This is a genomic window from Streptococcus sp. SG2, from assembly GCF_030439925.1.
GTDB lineage: Bacteria > Bacillota > Bacilli > Lactobacillales > Streptococcaceae > Streptococcus > Streptococcus gordonii.
In genome coordinates, this window is the sequence record NZ_JAQFJD010000002.1 from 37,897 (window position 1) to 57,716 (window position 19,820).

16 protein-coding genes are annotated in these 19,820 nt (G+C 40.5%); 14 read left to right on the forward strand and 2 right to left on the reverse strand.

Annotated elements, in window-relative coordinates:
• Window positions 1-70 precede the first annotated feature (70 nt).
• Both sdaAA and sdaAB read right to left on the reverse strand, forming a co-directional pair.
• Entirely contained in the window at window positions 71-943 is an 873-nt protein-coding gene (gene sdaAA / locus PCY09_RS04090) for an L-serine ammonia-lyase, iron-sulfur-dependent, subunit alpha (RefSeq protein WP_008808055.1), read from the reverse strand.
• Window positions 944-951: 8 nt separating this feature from the next.
• A complete protein-coding gene (sdaAB, locus tag PCY09_RS04095; protein WP_008808056.1) occupies window positions 952-1,623 on the reverse strand; it encodes an L-serine ammonia-lyase, iron-sulfur-dependent subunit beta in 672 nt (223 codons plus the stop codon).
• A 325-nt stretch (window positions 1,624-1,948) separates the two neighbouring features.
• Between sdaAB and PCY09_RS04100 the strand changes: the two genes are divergently transcribed.
• The 14 genes from PCY09_RS04100 (at window position 1,949) to purF (ending at window position 19,802) form a co-directional block, all read left to right on the forward strand.
• The gene (locus tag PCY09_RS04100; protein ID WP_045634542.1) at window positions 1,949-2,512 is read left to right on the forward strand and encodes a LysM peptidoglycan-binding domain-containing protein; all 564 of its coding nucleotides are present in this window, start codon (window positions 1,949-1,951) and stop codon (window positions 2,510-2,512) included.
• Between the two features lie 210 nt (window positions 2,513-2,722).
• Window positions 2,723-3,844 (forward strand): tRNA 2-thiouridine(34) synthase MnmA, encoded by a 1,122-nt coding sequence (mnmA, locus tag PCY09_RS04105; protein WP_125396747.1) that lies wholly within the window; start codon window positions 2,723-2,725, stop codon window positions 3,842-3,844.
• 138 nt (window positions 3,845-3,982) lie between these two features.
• Entirely contained in the window at window positions 3,983-5,902 is a 1,920-nt protein-coding gene (mnmG, locus tag PCY09_RS04110) for a tRNA uridine-5-carboxymethylaminomethyl(34) synthesis enzyme MnmG (protein ID WP_125396748.1), read from the forward strand.
• Window positions 5,903-6,244: 342 nt separating this feature from the next.
• Window positions 6,245-8,224: a DHH family phosphoesterase gene (locus PCY09_RS04115; protein WP_185760605.1), complete on the forward strand. Its 1,980-nt coding sequence runs from the start codon at window positions 6,245-6,247 to the stop codon at window positions 8,222-8,224.
• On the forward strand, window positions 8,221-8,673 hold the full coding sequence (rplI, locus tag PCY09_RS04120; RefSeq protein ID WP_011999581.1) for a 50S ribosomal protein L9: 453 nt from the start codon (window positions 8,221-8,223) through the stop codon (window positions 8,671-8,673). Before PCY09_RS04115 ends, rplI begins: the two co-directional genes overlap by 4 nt.
• Window positions 8,674-8,699: 26 nt before the next feature.
• Complete coding sequence (gene dnaB, locus PCY09_RS04125; RefSeq protein ID WP_125396750.1) at window positions 8,700-10,055, forward strand: replicative DNA helicase; 1,356 nt, start codon at window positions 8,700-8,702, stop codon at window positions 10,053-10,055.
• A 1-nt stretch (window position 10,056) separates the two neighbouring features.
• Complete coding sequence (locus tag PCY09_RS04130) at window positions 10,057-10,347, forward strand: Veg family protein (protein ID WP_011999582.1); 291 nt, start codon at window positions 10,057-10,059, stop codon at window positions 10,345-10,347.
• A 124-nt stretch (window positions 10,348-10,471) separates the two neighbouring features.
• On the forward strand, window positions 10,472-11,659 hold the full coding sequence (locus PCY09_RS04135; RefSeq protein ID WP_125396751.1) for a pyridoxal phosphate-dependent aminotransferase: 1,188 nt from the start codon (window positions 10,472-10,474) through the stop codon (window positions 11,657-11,659).
• Window positions 11,637-12,419 (forward strand): DNA repair protein RecO, encoded by a 783-nt coding sequence (gene recO / locus PCY09_RS04140; protein WP_061602225.1) that lies wholly within the window; start codon window positions 11,637-11,639, stop codon window positions 12,417-12,419. The genes PCY09_RS04135 and recO overlap by 23 nt, the downstream gene beginning before the upstream one ends.
• The gene (gene plsX / locus PCY09_RS04145; RefSeq protein WP_125396752.1) at window positions 12,416-13,417 is read left to right on the forward strand and encodes a phosphate acyltransferase PlsX; all 1,002 of its coding nucleotides are present in this window, start codon (window positions 12,416-12,418) and stop codon (window positions 13,415-13,417) included. The genes recO and plsX overlap by 4 nt, the downstream gene beginning before the upstream one ends.
• Window positions 13,414-13,653, forward strand: a complete 240-nt coding sequence (locus PCY09_RS04150; RefSeq protein WP_061602227.1) for an acyl carrier protein — start codon at window positions 13,414-13,416, stop codon at window positions 13,651-13,653. The genes plsX and PCY09_RS04150 overlap by 4 nt, the downstream gene beginning before the upstream one ends.
• Window positions 13,654-13,806: 153 nt before the next feature.
• Window positions 13,807-14,514: a phosphoribosylaminoimidazolesuccinocarboxamide synthase gene (purC, locus tag PCY09_RS04155; RefSeq protein WP_011999586.1), complete on the forward strand. Its 708-nt coding sequence runs from the start codon at window positions 13,807-13,809 to the stop codon at window positions 14,512-14,514.
• 18 nt (window positions 14,515-14,532) lie between these two features.
• The gene (locus tag PCY09_RS04160) at window positions 14,533-18,276 is read left to right on the forward strand and encodes a phosphoribosylformylglycinamidine synthase (protein ID WP_125396753.1); all 3,744 of its coding nucleotides are present in this window, start codon (window positions 14,533-14,535) and stop codon (window positions 18,274-18,276) included.
• Between the two features lie 83 nt (window positions 18,277-18,359).
• Entirely contained in the window at window positions 18,360-19,802 is a 1,443-nt protein-coding gene (gene purF, locus PCY09_RS04165; RefSeq protein WP_048777304.1) for an amidophosphoribosyltransferase, read from the forward strand.
• The last annotated feature ends 18 nt before the right edge of the window (window positions 19,803-19,820 follow it).

The following is a 19,820-nucleotide window of genomic DNA, read 5'->3' on the forward strand; positions in this document are numbered from 1 at the left end:
AATTAAAAACGGCTTTGAGCCGTTTTTTATATTATAAATATCAATAGGTTGACACATTTGTCAATCTATTTTATTCTCCAAATATCTCTTTTGAAAGTCTGCGACCTGTAGGTGTTGTAGCTAAGCCACCTTCGGCCGTTTCTCGGAATGCAGTTGGCAGACTTGACCCAACTTGATACATGGCGTCAATGACTTCGTCAACAGGAATTTTAGATTCGATTCCAGCAAGAGCCATATCAGCTGCAATAAAAGCGTAACTGGCTCCCATAGCATTTCGCTTGACACATGGCACTTCTACTAGGCCAGCCACAGGGTCACAAATTAACCCCAGCATGTTTTTGATGACAAAACAAATAGCTTGACTGGCTTGAAAAGGTGAACCTCCAGCAGCCAGAACTAAAGCAGCTGCACTCATAGCAGAAGCAGAGCCAACCTCAGCTTGACAGCCACCTTCAGCGCCTGAAATTGAGGCGTTATTGGCAATGACTAGGCCGAAAGCACCTGCAGCTAACAGAAAGTTCAGCTGTTCTTCTTCTGAGAGTCCTAATTTTTCAGTAGCAGATGTAAGGACAGCAGGTAGACAGCCAGCACTACCGGCAGTTGGTGTTGCACAAACCAAGCCCATTTTAGCATTATGCTCATTGACAGCAATAGCATTTTTTGCTGCAGTCAGTACAGTGTGGTCGGACAATGTTTTTCCAGACCGGATATAGTGGTCAAGTTTTGCTGCGTCTCCGCCAGTCAATCCGCTACGAGACTTGCTCTCATCAAGTCCAAGAAGGACAGAGGCTTTCATGACTTCCAGATTGCGACCCATCAGTCTCAAAACTTCATCTCTTTCACGACCAGTCAATTCATACTCAGTAGCAATCATTAGTTCTGCAACATTTCCTTGGTAATCCAAGTCAGCTTGCTCTACTAATTCTTTGATGGAATAAAACATATTTTCTCCTACTTAAAGAAATTTACATTATGTAGATGAGGAATATTTCGAATTTCTTCGACAGCTTCTTCACAGCTACGGCTGTCAACCTCAATAATCATTATGGCTTTCTCGCCAGCTTTTTCACGTGTGACATTCATTTGAGCAATGTTGATATTGTAACGTGAGAGGGCATCTGTAACGTGAGCAATCATACCAGGGACATCTTGATGAACAATGATGATAGTAGGTGTATTCATACTGAGTGAAACTGAAAAACCATTCAGCTCCGTTACTTGAATATTGCCCCCACCAATAGATACTCCAGTAACACTGATTGTTTTATGATCGTTTTTTATTGTAATTTTTGTTGTATTGGGATGTGGAGCATTACTATCTTTTTGAATAGACCAGACAACTTTGATACCTCGTTTATGGGCTATTTCTAGACTATTGGGAATCTCTGGATCATCCGTATCCATTCCTAAGATTCCTGCTACAAGAGCTAAATCAGTTCCGTGTCCTCGATATGTTTTAGCAAAAGAATTAAAAAGCTGAAATTCCACTTCAGTAGGTTCATCGTTAAATATAGAATAGACTATTTTTCCAATACGAACGGCTCCTGCTGTATGGCTACTAGATGGTCCAATCATTACAGGGCCAATAATATCAAAAACAGATTGAAATCTTAATGATGTCATGATTTCTCCTCGTGTAAAGTTCTATCTTCATTATAACAAAGTTAGGGGGTATCTGCTTCATTTTTAAATAAAAAATTATAAAATAACAAATCCTATAAATTAGGAAAATCATTTGAAAAACAAAATAAAATTTCTTATTTTAAGCCTTTTATAAGCTTTCTTTTTCTAATTTAAACAATTTTGTAACATTTATCATATACTTTAAAAATAGAGGTAACATAGAATCTGTATGATAGGAGTATAGCAAAATGATAGATATGAGACCAAGAAAAAATCATGAATATTTTGTATCTCGTTTTGCTAGTTACAAGAAAAGGAGAATAAAATGCAAGTACAGACATTTTTAAAAAATAAAACAAATACAGTAAAGACAGGTGTAGTAAGCTTAGCAGCTTTAGCTTTATTCCTACCAGTAATAGCAAACGCTGATAGTTATACCGTGAAGTCAGGAGATACACTTTCTGCTATTGCGACAGCTAATAATACAAGTGTTGAAAAGCTAGCTGAACTGAATAAAATTTCTGATGTAAATCTTATCCATGTTGGACAAGTCCTAGAAGTAGGAGAACAGAAGGAAAACAAGACAGAAACTACACCAACTACAACAACGCCTGAGACTAATAATACGAGTACAAACACAGCAAATGCTTCTTCAGGTTTAAGTGCAGAAGATGCAGAAGCTAAAGAATTTATCGCTCAAAAGGAATCAAGTGGTAGTTACACTGCTCAAAATGGTCAATATTATGGTCGATATCAATTAACCATTACATACTTGAATGGAGATCTCTCGCCTGAAAATCAAGAGAAAGTGGCAAATGAATATGTAACAAGTCGATATGGTTCATGGTCTGCTGCTAAAAACTTTTGGCTAGCAAATGGCTGGTATTAAAAGAAAACTCTCAATTTTGAGAGTTTTTTCTTTACACTATTGTAAACATTCTTGACAAAAAGTTAACTGGACTAGTAAAAGGGAGCATTTTCTATTTGTTTGTTCTTATAAAAATTTCGTGCTATAATAGAGCTTGCTCAAGCGACCTTCAATCGTTGAAAGCACAGCACGACCTTCAATCGTGAAATAACGAAAAGATGGGAGAACACAATGAGTGATAACTCTAAGATTCGTGTCGTTGTTGGTATGAGCGGAGGTGTTGATTCATCAGTAACTGCCTTGCTCTTGAAAGAGCAAGGTTACGATGTAATTGGCATCTTCATGAAAAACTGGGACGACACAGATGAATTTGGTGTCTGCACAGCCACAGAAGACTACAAGGATGTAGCAGCTGTTGCAGCCCAGATTGGCATTCCTTACTACTCTGTCAACTTTGAGAAAGAGTACTGGGAACGTGTTTTTGAATACTTCTTGGCGGAATACCGAGCTGGTAGGACTCCAAATCCAGATGTCATGTGTAACAAGGAAATTAAGTTTAAAGCCTTCCTTGACTATGCCTTGACACTGGGCGCTGATTACGTTGCAACGGGTCACTATGCTCAGGTGAAGAGAGACCAAGATGGTTTAGTACATATGTTACGTGGCAAGGATAACAATAAGGATCAGACTTACTTTTTGAGTCAACTGTCACAGGAACAACTGCAAAAGACCATGTTTCCTCTGGGCCATTTAGAAAAGCCAGAAGTTCGAGCAATTGCTGAAAGAGCTGGTTTAGCTACGGCCAAGAAAAAAGATTCGACAGGTATTTGCTTCATTGGTGAGAAGAATTTTAAAGAATTTCTGAGTCAATATTTACCCGCTCAGCCAGGTCGCATGATGACCTTGGAAGGTCGAGATATGGGCCAGCATGCTGGGTTGATGTATTATACCATTGGCCAGCGGGGTGGTCTTGGAATTGGTGGTCAGCATGGTGGTGATAATGAACCTTGGTTTGTGGTCGGAAAAGATCTCAGCCAAAATATTCTTTATGTAGGTCAAGGTTTTTATCATGACAACTTAATGTCAACCAGCCTTGACGCTAGTCAGGTTCATTTCACAAAAGAAATGCCAGAAGAATTTACAATGGAATGTACAGCTAAGTTTCGCTACCGTCAGCCAGATTCTAAGGTGACAGTTACTGTAAAGGGTGACAAGGCGGTTGTCAACTTTGATCAGCCTCAAAGGGCAGTTACACCAGGTCAAGCAGTCGTCTTCTATGATGGGGATGAGTGCTTAGGTGGAGGCTTAATTGACAGAGCTTATAAGAATGGTCAAGTCTTGCAGTACATTTAGATTGACAATTCAGCTTAATTTGCTACAATAAGATAAGCAATACCTATGATGGTCAAAGCTCATGGATGTTGCAGGCTTTTTTGTCCTGCACTTCTGGAGACTTGGCCTTTTTTGGTGAAAAAAACGAAGGAAAAAGAAATGTCACACAATTTTACTGAAAGTTATGATATTATCGTGGTTGGAGCGGGGCACGCTGGAGTTGAGGCTTCTTTAGCTGCTAGTCGAATGGGTTGTAAGGTTCTTTTGGCAACCATCAATATTGAGATGCTGGCTTTCATGCCCTGTAATCCCTCTATTGGAGGGTCTGCTAAAGGGATTGTTGTCCGTGAAGTAGATGCATTGGGTGGAGAAATGGCCAAGAATATTGACAAGAGCTATATCCAGATGAAAATGCTCAATACTGGTAAAGGACCCGCTGTTCGGGCTCTTCGGGCGCAGGCAGATAAAGAGCTTTATTCCAAAGAAATGCGGAAGACTGTTGAAAATCAAGAAAATCTGACCTTGCGGCAAACCATGATTAATGAAATCTTGGTAGAAGATGGTAAGGTCATTGGGGTTAAAACGGCAACTCATCAGGAGTATGCAGCTAAAGCCGTCATTGTTACGACTGGAACAGCTTTGCGGGGAGAAATTATTATTGGTGATCTCAAGTATTCATCTGGTCCAAACCATAGCTTAGCAGCAATTCCTTTGGCAGATAATCTGCGTGATCTAGGTTTTGAAATTGGTCGTTTTAAAACTGGAACGCCACCGCGTGTTAAGGCGTCATCTATCAATTATGATGTGACCGAGATTCAGCCAGGTGATGAAAAGGCCAATCATTTCTCCTATACGTCTCGTGATGAGGACTATGTGAAAGATCAAGTGCCTTGCTGGTTGACTTATACCAATGCAGAAAGTCATGAAATTATCCAAAATAACCTGCATCGTGCTCCTATGTTTTCAGGTATCGTTAAGGGTGTGGGCCCTCGCTATTGCCCGTCAATCGAGGATAAGATTGTCCGTTTTGCGGATAAGGAACGCCACCAGCTTTTCTTAGAACCTGAGGGTCGTGATACGGAAGAAGTTTATGTGCAGGGGTTGTCAACTAGTTTGCCAGAAGATGTACAGAAGGACTTGGTTCACTCTATCAAAGGTCTAGAAAATGCTGAGATGATGCGGACAGGCTATGCCATTGAGTACGATATGATTATGCCTCATCAGTTGCGGGCAACCTTAGAAACCAAGAAAATTTCAGGGCTCTTTACAGCAGGGCAGACCAATGGAACTTCCGGTTATGAAGAAGCTGCAGGTCAAGGGATTATCGCTGGGATTAATGCGGCCTTGAAAATCCAAGGTAAGCCAGAGTTGATCTTGAAGCGCAGTGATGGTTACATTGGAGTCATGATTGATGATTTGGTGACCAAGGGGACCGTAGAACCCTATCGACTTTTAACCAGCCGAGCTGAATACCGTTTGATTCTCCGTCATGACAATGCTGATATGCGTTTGACAGAGATGGGACGGGAAATTGGTCTGGTAGATGATGAGCGCTGGGCTCGTTTCGAGATTAAAAAGAATCAATTTGACAATGAAATGAAGCGTTTGGAATCTATCAAACTAAAACCTGTCAAGGAAACAAACGCTAAAGTAGAAGAGCTTGGCTTTAAGCCTCTGACGGATGCAGTAACTGCCAAAGAATTTATGCGGCGTCCAGAAGTGTCTTATCAAGATGTGGTTCAATTCATTGGTCCGGCAGCAGAGGAGCTTGATGAAAAGATTATCGAGCTAATTGAAACAGAGATTAAGTATGAAGGCTATATTTCCAAAGCTCTTGATCAGGTTGAAAAGATGAAGCGCATGGAAGAGAAGCGCATTCCAGCTAATATTGACTGGGATGATATTGATTCGATTGCGACAGAAGCAAGACAGAAGTTTAAGAAAATCAATCCAGAAACAATTGGTCAGGCGAGTCGTATTTCTGGTGTCAATCCAGCAGATATTTCTATTTTGATGGTTTATTTGGAAGGAAAAGCACGCAGTATTTCAAAAAATAAAGAAAAACAAAACCACGTTTGATAAAACAACGTGGTTTTTACACTATATTTACAATATTGTAAACATAGTGTAAATAACATTCACCTGATATGGATTGAGTTTAAAAGCTTGTGAAAAAGAACTTTTAATTATTAAACATGACTGAATAACTAGCATTTTTGAGTGGATTCACCAATATGTTTACTTTGCTGTAAATTTTTTTTTACAACTATGACAACAAACAATTAACTAGAGGATGATGCAATCCATCGAGAAATAATTACTAAGTTTACAAAAAGTTTAAACATCACAAATAAGCTTAGAACCAGTAGAAACTCGCTTTTTTCTTGAATTTATGGTAAAATGGCGGATAAGAGGTTTGTGATGAAAAAATTTCATTTTGCCCCAATTCACTTTGTAATGCTGGGCGTTATTTCTTTTGGAATCTTAGCAGTTTTACTGAGAGCGTTTGGTGAAGGAACGCTTGTTTTGCTTGCTACCTTCTTGGTAGTGGCCTTTTTGGTTTCCCTTCTAATTTATCAACAAAAGTTTTTTGAAACAGCAGAATTTGAACAAATTCAGTATGTTAATCACCATGCAGAAAATAGTTTGGCATCTTTACTAGATAAAATGCCTGTTGGAGTCATTAAAATTAAAGAAGAAACTGGTGAAGTTGAGTGGTTCAATCCCTATGCTGAGTTGCTTTGTACAACAGAAGATGGGGATTTTGATACACAAATGCTACAGCAGATGATGGAGACAGGTTTAGAAGGTTCTGGTCGCTACATGACAATTGGTGACAAGAAATATTCGATTTATCTGGATCGTTCCTCTAATGTTTTCTACTTTTTTGATGCTTCTAATGAGTATGATGCAACTGCAGAATTAGCAACTACACGACCTGTTATTGGTATCATATCTGTTGATAACTATGATGATTTAGAAGATGTTGTATCAGATTCCGATATCAGCCAGATTAATAGTTTTGTTGCCAATTACATTGCAGAATTCTCTGATCGCCATCGGATGTTTTATCGTCGTGTAGGTATGGACCGTTTTTATCTGTTTACAGATTTTACAGTACTAGATCAATTAATGCAGGATAAATTTTCAGTTATTGATCAATTTAGGATTGAAGCTAAGAATCGTGAAATACCTCTGACTCTCAGTATGGGCTTCGCTTATGGAGATGGAGACCACGATCAAATCGGTAAAACGGCTTTGTTAAATCTAAACCTAGCTGAGGTTCGTGGAGGAGATCAGGCTGTCGTAAAAGAAAATGCTGATGGCAAGAATCCAATCTTCTTTGGAGGTGGCTCTGCTGCTGCAGTGAAGCGCACACGTACACGTACTCGGGCCATGATGACCGCTATTTCGGATAAAATCCGTAGTGTTGATCAAATTTTTGTTGTGGGTCATAAGAATTTGGATATGGATGCTTTGGGTTCGGCAGTTGGAATGCAACTTTTTGCAAGTAACTTAATTGATAAGACATATGTTGTCTATGATCAGTATCAAATGGCTGCAGATATTGAGAGAGCTGTCAATAAACTCCAAGACGAAGGACAGACTAATTTGGTAACTGTTGCAGAAGCTATGACGATGGTCACAGGAAACTCTTTACTCATTATGGTTGACCATTCTAAGCTTAGCTTGACTCTATCTAAGGATTTTTATAAACAGTTTTATCAGACTATTGTAATTGATCATCATCGACGGGATGATGACTTCCCAGAAAATGCTGTCATTACTTATATTGAAAGTGGAGCCAGCAGTGCTAGTGAGCTTGTGACGGAATTGCTTCAGTTCCAAAATTCTAAGAAAAATCGATTAAGTAAGATGCAGGCCAGTGTTTTGATGGCTGGAATGATGTTGGATACTAAGAATTTCACCTCTCGCGTTACTAGTCGGACATTTGATGTGGCTAGTTATTTACGGACACGGGGCAGTGATAGTGTGACAATTCAAGATATTTCTGCAACAGATTTTGATGAATATCGGGCAGTTAACGAGCTGATCCTACGAGGTAATAAGATATTACCAAACGTTATCGTAGCTAGTGGGCCAGAAGATAAGAGTTATCAGACGGTCGCAATCAGTAAGGCAGCGGACACTATGCTTGCTATGTCGGGGATCGAAGCAACCTTTGTGGTAAGTAAAAATACGCAAGGTTATGTTTCGATTTCAGCTAGAAGTCGTAGTAAGGTTAATGTCCAACGTATTATGGAAAATATGGGTGGTGGCGGCCACTTTAATCTAGCAGCTGCTCAGATTAAAGACCTTACGGTTGCAGAGGTTACCCGAAAATTAAACCAAGAAATCATTGATGAAGTGATCAAAAAAGAAGAGGAGATAGTAGAATGAAAGTAATCTTTTTAGCAGATGTAAAAGGTAAGGGCAAAAAAGGGGAAGTAAAGGAAGTTCCTACAGGATATGCTCAAAACTTTTTGATTAAGAAAAATTTAGCGAAAGAAGCAACTGCTCAGGCTATTGGTGAGTTACGAGGGAAACAGAAATCTGAAGAAAAAGCCCATGCGGAATTAGTTGCTGAAGCTCAAGCGATTCAGGCCAAATTAGCAGAAGAAGCAACTTTGGTTGAATTTACTGAAAAAGTTGGTCCAGATGGTCGGACGTTTGGCTCTATTACCAGCAAAAAAATTGCAGAAGAGTTAGAAAAACAATTTGGTATTAAGTTGGATAAACGCAATATCAAAGTGGATTCACCGATTCGTTCAGTAGGTCTGATCGATGTTCCAGTGAAGATTTACCAAGACATCACAGGTGTCATCAATCTGCGTGTCAAGGAAGGATAAGTAAGTAGAGGAGAGAGGAGTTCTTTATGGCAGAGATTGATGAATTACGAGCACAGCCTCAAGATATTTTAGCTGAGCAGTCTGTTCTGGGAGCTATTTTTCTTGATGAGAGCAAGCTCGTTTTCGTTCGTGAATATATCGAGCCAGCTGACTTCTTTAAGTATGCCAATCGCTTGATTTTTAAGGCCATGATTGATTTGGCTGATCGTGGTGATGCAATTGATGCCACTACCGTTCGAAATATTCTGGATAGCCAGGATGATTTACAAAACATTGGTGGACTCAGCTATTTGGTTGAAGTGGTTAACTCAGTTCCGACCTCTGCCAATGCAGAATATTATGCTAAAATCGTAGCTGAAAAAGCTATTTTGCGTCGCTTAATTGCTCGGTTGACAGAATCTATCAATCAAGCTTACGATGGAGCAAGCCCGGCAGATGAAATTATTGCTGGTGCGGAGAAGGCGCTCATTGATGTCAGTGAGAATGCTAACCGTAGTGGTTTTAAAAACATCAAAGATATCTTGAATATCAACTTTGAAAACTTGGAGGTTCGTTCTCAACAAACTTCTCATATCACAGGGATTGCGACTGGCTATCCTGAGTTGGATAAGATGACCACAGGTCTACATGAGGAAGAATTGATCATTTTGGCAGCACGTCCTGCGGTCGGAAAAACTGCTTTTGCCCTTAACATTGCTCAGAATATTGGGACGAAACTAGATAAGACTGTCGCTATTTTCTCTTTGGAAATGGGGGCAGAGAGCTTGGTAGACCGGATGTTGGCTTCTGAAGGAGTTATTAATTCGCATTCTATCCGTACAGGACAACTAAGCGATGAAGAATGGCAGAAAGTAACCATCGCTCAAGCAAATCTGGCACAAGCCAGCATTTATATTGATGATACACCAGGGATTCGGATTACAGAAATTCGCTCGCGGGCAAGAAAGTTGGCTCAAGAAACAGGCAATTTAGGCCTAATTTTGATTGACTACCTGCAGTTGATCACAGGAACCGGACGCGAAAATCGTCAGCAAGAGGTATCAGAAATTTCTCGTCAGCTGAAGATTTTAGCAAAAGAGTTAAAAGTACCGGTAATCGCCTTGAGTCAGCTCTCTCGTGGAGTAGAGCAACGACAAGATAAACGGCCAGTGCTGTCTGATATCCGGGAATCTGGATCTATCGAGCAGGATGCGGATATCGTAGCCTTTCTCTATCGGGATGATTATTATGATCGTGCTGGCGAGGAAGAAGAAGGTATTCCAAATAACAAGGTGGAAGTCATTATCGAGAAAAACCGTAGCGGTGCGCGTGGTACGGTAGAATTGATTTTCCAAAAAGAATACAACAAGTTCTCAAGTATTTCTAAAAGGGAGGAAGTATAAAATGAGTGATGCATTTACAGATGTAGCAAAAATGAAAAAAATTAAAGAAGACATCAAGGCACATGAGGGGCAGATTGTCGAGATGACTCTGGAAAATGGACGGAAGCGTCAAAAGGATAAAAAAGGACGTTTGATTGAGGTTTATCCTTCTTTATTTATAGTAGAATATACAAATGACAATGTTCCAGCTGGAGACTCTGCAAGTACTTATGTAGAATCTTATACTTACTCAGATATTTTGACAGAAAAGAACTTGATTCGCTATTTTGATGATGAAAGCGAAGAACAATAAAGAAAGGATACAAGATTGGGCTTGAGCTGCAATCTTTTTCCTTTTGTGTGATTACAGTCAGTTTTTGCGACGGTCTTTTATTTGTAGTATAATATTTGAAAAGATAAAGATATGGAGGCAATGTATGGATTTAACGAAACGTTTTAATAAGAATTTAGATAAAATTGAAGTATCGATGATTCGTCAGTTTGATCAGTCCATATCAAGTATTCCCGGGGTTTTACGCCTAACTTTAGGTGAGCCAGATTTTACAACTCCGAACCATGTAAAAGAAGCTGCTAAGGCTGCCATTGATGCCGATCAGAGTCATTATACCGGTATGAGTGGCTTGCTCGAGCTAAGACAGGCAGCCAGCGAGTTTGTTAAAGAAAAATATAATTTAGACTATAAACCAGAAAGCGAAGTGTTGGTGACTATTGGTGCAACAGAAGCTTTGTCTGCAACCTTGACAGCTATCTTAGAAGAAGATGATGTTGTTTTACTTCCTGCACCTGCTTATCCAGGATATGAGCCGATTGTTAATCTTGCAGGAGCTAAAATTGTCGAGATTGATACAACAGAAAATGATTTTGTCTTGACTCCTGAAATGCTAGAAAAGGCTATTTTGGAGCAAGGTGAAAAAGTCAAGGCTGTCATCCTGAACTATCCAGCCAATCCAACTGGTGTGACCTATTCTAGGGAGCAAATCCAGGAATTGGCAGCAGTGTTGAGTAAATATCCAGTCTTTGTTGTCTGTGATGAAGTTTATTCGGAGTTGACTTACAGAGAAGAGGCTCATGTTTCCATTGGTCAGTACCTACCTAAGCAAGCCATTGTTATCAACGGTCTCTCCAAATCTCATGCTATGACTGGTTGGCGATTAGGCTTTATCCTTGCGCCTGCTGAGTTTACCGCTCAGATCATCAAGAGCCACCAATATTTGGTAACTGCTGCAAATACTATGGCACAATTTGCAGGGGTAGAAGCCTTATCGGCTGGAAAAGACGACGCTCTTCCTATGAAGAAGGAATACATCATAAGGCGAGATTATATCTTAGAAAAGATGAGGGACTTAGGCTTTAAAATTATAAAACCAGACGGTGCTTTTTATATCTTTGCTAAGATTCCGGATGGGTTTACGCAGGATTCGTTCGCTTTTCTAAAAGATTTTGCTGAGAAAAAAGCAGTTGCTTTTATTCCAGGTGCAGCTTTTGGCCAGTATGGGGAAGGCTATATTCGGCTTTCTTATGCAGCTAGTATGGAGGTCATTCAAGAGGCTATGAAGCGACTCAAGGAGTACATGGAAGAATATGATGCAGTCCATCACGAGTAAGGCGCTGGTCCTCTATAATCGAAACTTTCGTGAAGACGACAAATTAGTAAAAATCTTTACAGAACAGGCTGGCAAGCGTATGTTTTTCGTGAAACATGCCACCAACTCTAAGCTGAGTCCTGTTATTCAGCCCCTTACCTTGGCAAATCTGCTTATGAAGGTGAATGATGATGGTCTGAGTTATATTCAGGATTACCAGGATGTCCAGCCTTTTACTCGGATTAATAGTGATTTATTCATCATGGCCTATGCTACCTATGTAGCTGCCTTGGCAGACGCTAGTATTCCGGACAGTCAACCAGATGCTGCTCTTTTTGCTTTTCTGACAAAAACCTTGGAGCTAATGGAAGACGGTTTAGACCATGAGATTTTGACAAATATTTTTGAAGTTCAGATTTTGTCACGTTTTGGTGTTTCTCTAAATTTCCACGAATGTATCTTTTGTCACCGAACTGGATTACCTTTTGATTTTTCCTTTAAATTCAATGGTGTCCTCTGTCCAGACCACTACCATGAAGACGATCGTCGTTGTCATCTTCATCCTAATATCCCATTTTTACTTGATCAATTTCAGGCAGTGGAATATAGCACTCTGGAAACTATTTCACTAAAAGCAGAAATTAAGCAACAACTGCGCGAATTTATAGATCAAATTTACGACGATTATGTTGGAATTCATTTGAAATCAAAGAAATTCATTGATTCTCTAGGAGACTGGGGAAGTATTTTAAAAGATAAAGAAAATAAGGAGTCAATATGAAAAAAATTGCCATTGATGCTATGGGAGGCGACTTTGCCCCCCAAGCCTTGGTAGAGGGAGCCAATCAAGCTCTTCAAGAGTTTTCAGATATCGAGCTGATTTTATATGGAGATGAGGCTAAAATCAAGCAGTATCTGACTGCAAGTGAGCGAGTTAGCATTGTCCACACAGATGAAAAGATTAATTCTGATGATGAGCCAACCAAGGCCATTCGTCAAAAGAAGAATTCCAGTATGGTCTTAGCTGCTAAGGCAGTTAAAGCAGGAGAAGCAGATGCTGTTCTTTCTGCCGGGAATACAGGTGCACTTTTAGCAGCAGGCTTCTTTATTGTAGGCCGTATTAAAAACATTGATCGACCAGGTCTGTTGTCAACTCTACCAACCGTTGATGGTCAGGGATTTGATATGCTGGATTTAGGAGCAAATGCAGAAAATACCTCTCATCATTTGTATCAGTACGCCAAGTTAGGATCTTTTTATGCTGAGAGTGTGAGAGAGATTAAGAGACCACGTGTAGGTCTTTTGAACAACGGGACAGAAAGTAGCAAGGGTGATCCTTTACGCAAGGAGACCTATGAACTACTCGCTGCAGATTCTTCTCTTAATTTTATTGGGAATGTGGAAGCGCGTGAGTTGATGAATGGTGTAGCTGATGTTGTAGTGACAGATGGATTCACAGGAAACGCAGTCTTAAAGTCTATTGAAGGAACAGCGCTCAGTATTATGGGGGAGCTTAAGAAGAGTATTTTAGGTGGTGGTCTCAAGGCCAAGTTGGGTGCCTTACTTCTAAAAGATAGTCTGAAGGAACTAAAGTCTAGACTAGATTATTCTGATGCTGGAGGAGCCGTATTATTTGGTCTAAAAGCGCCAGTTGTTAAGACTCACGGCTCAAGTGATGCAAAAACAGTTTGCAGTACGATTCGTCAAATTCGAACAATGCTACACACAGATGTGGTTGGTAAATCAGTTACAGAATTCTCAAAGGAGGAAACACAATGACGCAGGAAACAATCTACCAAAAGATCGTATCTATTATTCAAGAACGCCAAGGTAAAAGTTTTGAGGTAACTCCGGAATTAAGCTTTAAGGATAATCTTGGGGCAGATTCTGTTGATATGATGGAGTTTATTCTGACTTTAGAAGACGAATTTGGAATTGATATTTTAGATGAAGATATTGATCGTCTATGCAGTGTTGCAGATGTAGTAGCATATATTGAGAAAAAAATAAAGTAGGCCTTGACCTACTTTTTTCTATATTTTGATAAGGAAAGTAGTTTAAATAAAATAATCAAAAGAAGTCAGGTTGAAAAATACGGATACAGCTTGTAAATATCTAGTTCATATGATAAAATGAAGGCATAAAAATTACGAAAGGCGAACATTAAAATGTCAAATAAATTGATATATTCGGGAAAAGCCAAAGATATTCTTGCTACAGATGATGAGGATGTGATTGTAGCACATTATAAGGATCAAGCTACCGCTTTTAATGGGGTTAAGAAAGAACAGATTGTTGGTAAGGGAGTACTCAATAATCAGATTTCATCATTTATTTTTGAAAAACTGAATGCTGCGGGTGTAGCCACGCATTTTATTGAAAAGATTTCAGATACAGATCAACTCAACAAAAAAGTAAAGATCATTCCATTAGAAGTAGTGCTTCGGAACTATACAGCAGGATCTTTCTCTAAGCGTTTTGGAGTAGAAGAAGGGATTGCACTTGAGACCCCGATTGTGGAATTTTATTACAAAAATGATGATTTGGACGATCCTTTCATCAATGATGAGCATGTAAAATTCTTGAAGATTGCTAACGACGAAGAAATTGCCTTTTTGAAAGAGGAGACTCGTCGGATCAATAAGCTTTTGTCAGATTGGTTCCACCAAATCGGACTGAAATTGATTGATTTCAAGTTAGAATTCGGCTTTGACAAAGAAGGAAAAATTATTCTAGCAGATGAATTTTCACCTGATAACTGCCGTCTCTGGGATGCAGAAGGACACCACATGGACAAGGATGTTTTCCGGCGCGGTCTTGGTGAATTGACGGATGTTTACCAAGTTGTTTGGGAGAAGTTGCAGGCGATTAAGTAAGGACGGGTGTAAAAAGTCATGGACAAGCGTATTTTTGTAGAGAAGAAAAATAACTTTGGTATCAAGTCACAGAGTTTAATGAAAGAGCTGATATATAATCTCCAGTTAAAAACATTATCAGATCTTCGTATAATTCAGGTTTACGATGTTTTTCATCTGGCAGAAGACTTGTATACTCGGGCTGAAAAACATATTTTTTCTGAGCAAGTAACAGATAGATTGCTGACTGAAGAGGAAGTAGAGGTTGCACTTGCAGAAACAGCGTTTTTTGCTATCGAAGCTCTGCCAGGTCAGTTTGACCAACGCTCAGCTAGCGCTCAGGAGGCTTTATTGCTCTTGGGCAGTGATAGCAATATAATTGTGAATACAGCTCAACTTTATTTGGTCAACAAAAATATTGATGGCAATGAACTGGAGGCGATTAAGCATTATCTTTTAAATCCAGTGGATTCCCGCTTTAAAGATATTCTCTCAGGCCTCCGTCCTCAGGAATTTTCAAGTTCTGACAAGGAAATTCCAAATCTAGATTTCTTTGAAAACTATACGGCAGAAGATTTTTTGCTCTACAAGTCTGAACAAGGCTTAGCTATGGAAGTCGATGACCTCTTATTTATTCAAGATTATTTCAAATCCATTGGGCGCGTGCCAACAGAGACAGAGCTAAAGGTCCTAGATACTTATTGGTCTGATCATTGTCGCCATACAACCTTTGAGACTGAGTTAAAAACGATTGATTTTTCAGCTTCTAAGTTTGAAAAACAATTGCAGGCTACTTATGATAAATACTTGGCTATGCGCAATGAGTTGGGACGTGGGGAAAAACCGCAGACTCTCATGGATATGGCGACTATTTTTGGTCGTTACGAAAGAGCCAATGGGCGTCTAGATGATATGGAAGTGTCTGACGAAATTAATGCTTGTTCAGTTGAGATTGAAGTGGATGTGGATGGAGTTAAAGAGCCTTGGTTGCTGATGTTTAAAAATGAAACCCACAACCATCCAACAGAAATTGAGCCTTTTGGTGGCGCTGCGACTTGTATTGGTGGAGCTATTCGTGATCCACTCTCTGGTCGTTCTTATGTTTATCAAGCAATGCGGATTTCTGGTGCGGGCGATATTACCCAGCCGATTGCTGAAACGCGAGCTGGCAAGCTTCCTCAGCAGATCATTTCTAAAACCGCAGCTCATGGCTATTCTTCTTACGGGAATCAAATTGGTTTGGCAACGACTTATGTTCGTGAGTACTTCCACCCAGGTTTTGTAGCTAAGAGGATGGAGCTTGGAGCGGTTGTCGGAGCGGCTCCTAAAGAAAATGTTGTTCGTGAAAAGCCAGTTGCAGGTGATGTGGTTATCTTATTAGGTGGAAAGACAGGGCGTGACGGAGTTGGTGGAGCAACAGGCTCTTCAAAAGTACAAACTGTCGAATCTGTAGAGACTGCTGGTGCTGAAGTTCAAAAAGGGAATGCCATTGAAGAACGCAAGATTCAACGCCTTTTCCGTAATGGAAATGTGACTCGACTTATTAAAAAATCTAATGACTTTGGAGCTGGTGGTGTCTGTGTGGCCATTGGTGAATTGGCAGACGGATTGGAAATTGACCTTGACAAGGTACCTCTTAAATACCAAGGACTTAATGGTACAGAAATTGCTATCTCTGAGTCTCAGGAACGAATGGCTGTTGTTGTTCGTCCTGAGGATGTAGATACCTTTATTTCGGAATGTAACAAAGAAAATATTGACGCTGTTGTCGTTGCGACAGTGACTGAAAAACCAAATCTGGTTATGCACTGGAATGGTGAAACAATTGTCGACTTGGAGCGTTCTTTCCTTGATACAAATGGCGTTCGTGTTGTAGTTGATGCCAAGGTGGTTGACAAGAATGTCAAGCTACCTGAAGAAAGGACAACATCAGCTGAAAGTCTTGAAACAGACCTGTTAGCTCTTCTATCTGATCTGAATCATGCTAGCCAAAAAGGTTTACAAACGATTTTTGACAGTTCTGTAGGACGTTCAACCGTAAATCATCCACTGGGAGGCCGTTATCAAATAACTCCAACAGAAGCTTCTGTTCAAAAATTACCTGTTCAGTCTGGTTTTACGAATACTGCATCTGTGATAGCTCAGGGCTTCCATCCGTATTTGGCTGAGTGGTCACCTTACCATGGGGCAGCATATGCAGTGATCGAAGCAACTGCTCGATTGGTTGCCGCTGGTGGAGAATGGTCTAAGGCTCGTTTCTCATACCAAGAGTACTTTGAGAGAATGGATAAGAAAGCTGAACGTTTTGGTCAGCCTGTATCTGCCCTTCTAGGTTCTATTGAAGCACAGATTCAGCTAGGACTCCCGTCTATTGGTGGTAAGGACTCTATGTCAGGTACCTTCGAAGAATTGACAGTGCCTCCAACTCTAGTTGCATTTGGTGTAACAACTGCAGACAGCAGAAAAGTCCTATCTCCAGAGTTTAAGGCAGTGGGAGAGTGGATTTACTATATTCCAGGACCAGCCCTATCTCAAGAAATTGATTTCGATACTGTAAAGGCAAACTTTACACAGTTTGCAAGTCTTCAAAAAGAACATAAAATCAGTGCGGCATCAGCAGTTAAATATGGTGGAGTACTTGAAAGCTTAGCTCTTATGAGTCTGGGGAATCGTATAGGAGCAAAAGTGAACTTAACAGATCTGTCAACTTGTTTAACTGGTCAGCTAGGTGGCTTTGTCTTTACATCTAAAGAGGATATTCCAAATGTAGCTAAGATTGGACAAACAACCCAATTGTTTACATTGACCGTAAACGATATTGACATAAATGGTTTAAATCTGCTCAATGCTTTTGAAGGAAAATTAGAAGCAGTTTACCCAACTGAATTTGAACAATCTAAAGTTTTAGAGGATGTCCCTGCACTAGTCTCTGATACAGTGATAAAAGCCAAGGATACAGTAGCTGAGCCACTGGTTTACATCCCAGTCTTTCCTGGGACCAACTCAGAATACGACTCAGCTAAAGCCTTTGAAGCAGCTGGAGCCAAGGTCAATCTAGTTCCATTTGTTACTTTAGACGAAGCGACTATTGTCAAGTCCGTTGACACAATGGTTGACAATATTGACAAGGCGAATATCATCTTCTTTGCAGGTGGTTTCTCTGCTGCAGACGAGCCAGATGGGTCAGCTAAATTTATCATCAACATTCTTCTCAACGAGAAGGTCAAGAAAGCCATTGATGCTTTCATCGCTCGTGGCGGTCTTATCATTGGTATCTGTAATGGATTCCAGGCTTTAGTCAAATCTGGTCTTCTTCCATATGGAAACTTTGAAGAAGTAGAGGATAGTAGCCCAACTCTCTTTTACAATGATGCTAATCAGCACGTGGCTAAGATGGTTGAAACCCGTATTGCCAATACTAACTCGCCTTGGCTGGCTGGTGTGCAAGTAGGAGATATTCATGCCATTCCGGTTTCACATGGTGAAGGGAAATTTGTCGTGACAGCTGAAGAGTTTGCTGAACTGCGTGACAATGGTCAGATTTGGAGCCAGTACGTAGACTTTGATGGTCAGCCAAGCATGGATAGTAAGTATAATCCAAATGGCTCCCTCTACGCTATCGAAGGGATTACAAGTAAAAACGGCCAAATCATTGGTAAAATGGGTCACTCAGAACGTTATGAAGACGGTCTTTTCCAAAATATTCCAGGCCAGAAAGACCAGAAATTATTTGAAAGTGCTGTTCGTTATTTCCAAGCGGGTCAAGATAACACTGGCTTGTAATAGAAAGTAATCAAAAAGGAGTCTACTTGGTCTGAAAGGCCAGGTTTTCTCCCTTTTCAGGATAAAAGAATTTAGGTAAAAAAATGACATACGAAGTAAAGTCACTTAATGAAGAATGTGGTGTTTTCGGTATTTGGGGACATCCGGATGCGGCTAAATTGACCTATTTTGGGCTCCATAGTCTTCAGCACCGCGGTCAGGAGGGGGCAGGAATCCTCTCCAATGACCAAGGACAACTAAAGCGCCATCGTGATATGGGACTTCTATCAGAAGTGTTCAGAAATCCAGCTAATTTGGATAAACTGACTGGAACGAGTGCGATTGGGCACGTTCGTTATGCGACTGCAGGAGAAGCTTCTGCGGATAATATCCAGCCTTTCATTTTTCGTTTTCATGATATGCAGTTTGGACTTGCTCATAATGGGAACCTAACTAATGCCGAATCTCTTAAGAAAGAATTGGAACAAAGAGGCGCTATTTTCAGCTCAACATCTGATTCTGAAATCTTGGCTCACCTGATTCGCCGTAGTCACAATCCTAGTCTCATGGGTAAAATCAAGGAGGCACTCAGTCTTGTCAAAGGTGGGTTTGCTTATATTCTACTTTTTGAAGACAAGTTGATTGCGGCGCTTGACCCAAATGGATTCCGTCCGCTTTCTATTGGGAAAATGAGCAATGGAGCAGTTGTGGTTTCTTCTGAAACTTGTGCTTTTGAAGTGATTGGTGCTGAGTGGATTCGTGATGTGAAGCCAGGGGAGATTGTCATCATTGATGACAGTGGCATCCAGTACGATAGTTATACGAATGATACCCAGTTGGCGATTTGCTCTATGGAGTATATCTATTTTGCGCGTCCTGACTCCAATATCCATGGTGTCAACGTCCATACAGCCCGCAAGAGAATGGGGGCTCAATTGGCGCGTGAATTCAAACATGAGGCGGATATCGTGGTTGGTGTGCCAAATTCCTCACTGAGCGCAGCCATGGGCTTTGCAGAAGAATCTGGTCTGCCAAACGAAATGGGGCTGATCAAAAACCAATACACGCAACGTACCTTTATCCAACCAACCCAAGAATTGCGGGAGCAAGGGGTACGGATGAAATTGTCCGCTGTTTCAGGCGTTGTCAAAGGCAAACGTGTGGTGATGATTGATGATTCCATTGTTAGGGGGACAACCTCTCGCCGTATCGTTCAGCTCTTGAAAGAAGCAGGGGCGTCTGAGGTTCACGTTGCTATTGGCAGTCCAGCGCTAGCTTATCCATGTTTTTACGGGATTGATATCCAGACGCGGCAGGAGCTGATTGCTGCCAATCATACCGTTGAAGAAACCTGCCAAATCATTGGTGCGGATAGCCTGACCTATCTTTCTATTGATGGCTTGATTAACTCTATCGGGATTGAAACAGATGCGCCAAACGGTGGTCTCTGTGTCGCTTACTTTGACGGCGACTACCCAACTCCTCTCTACGACTATGAAGAAGAATATCGTAGAAGTTTGGAAGAAAAGACGAGTTTTTACAAATAGACGGATGAGATTTTCCAT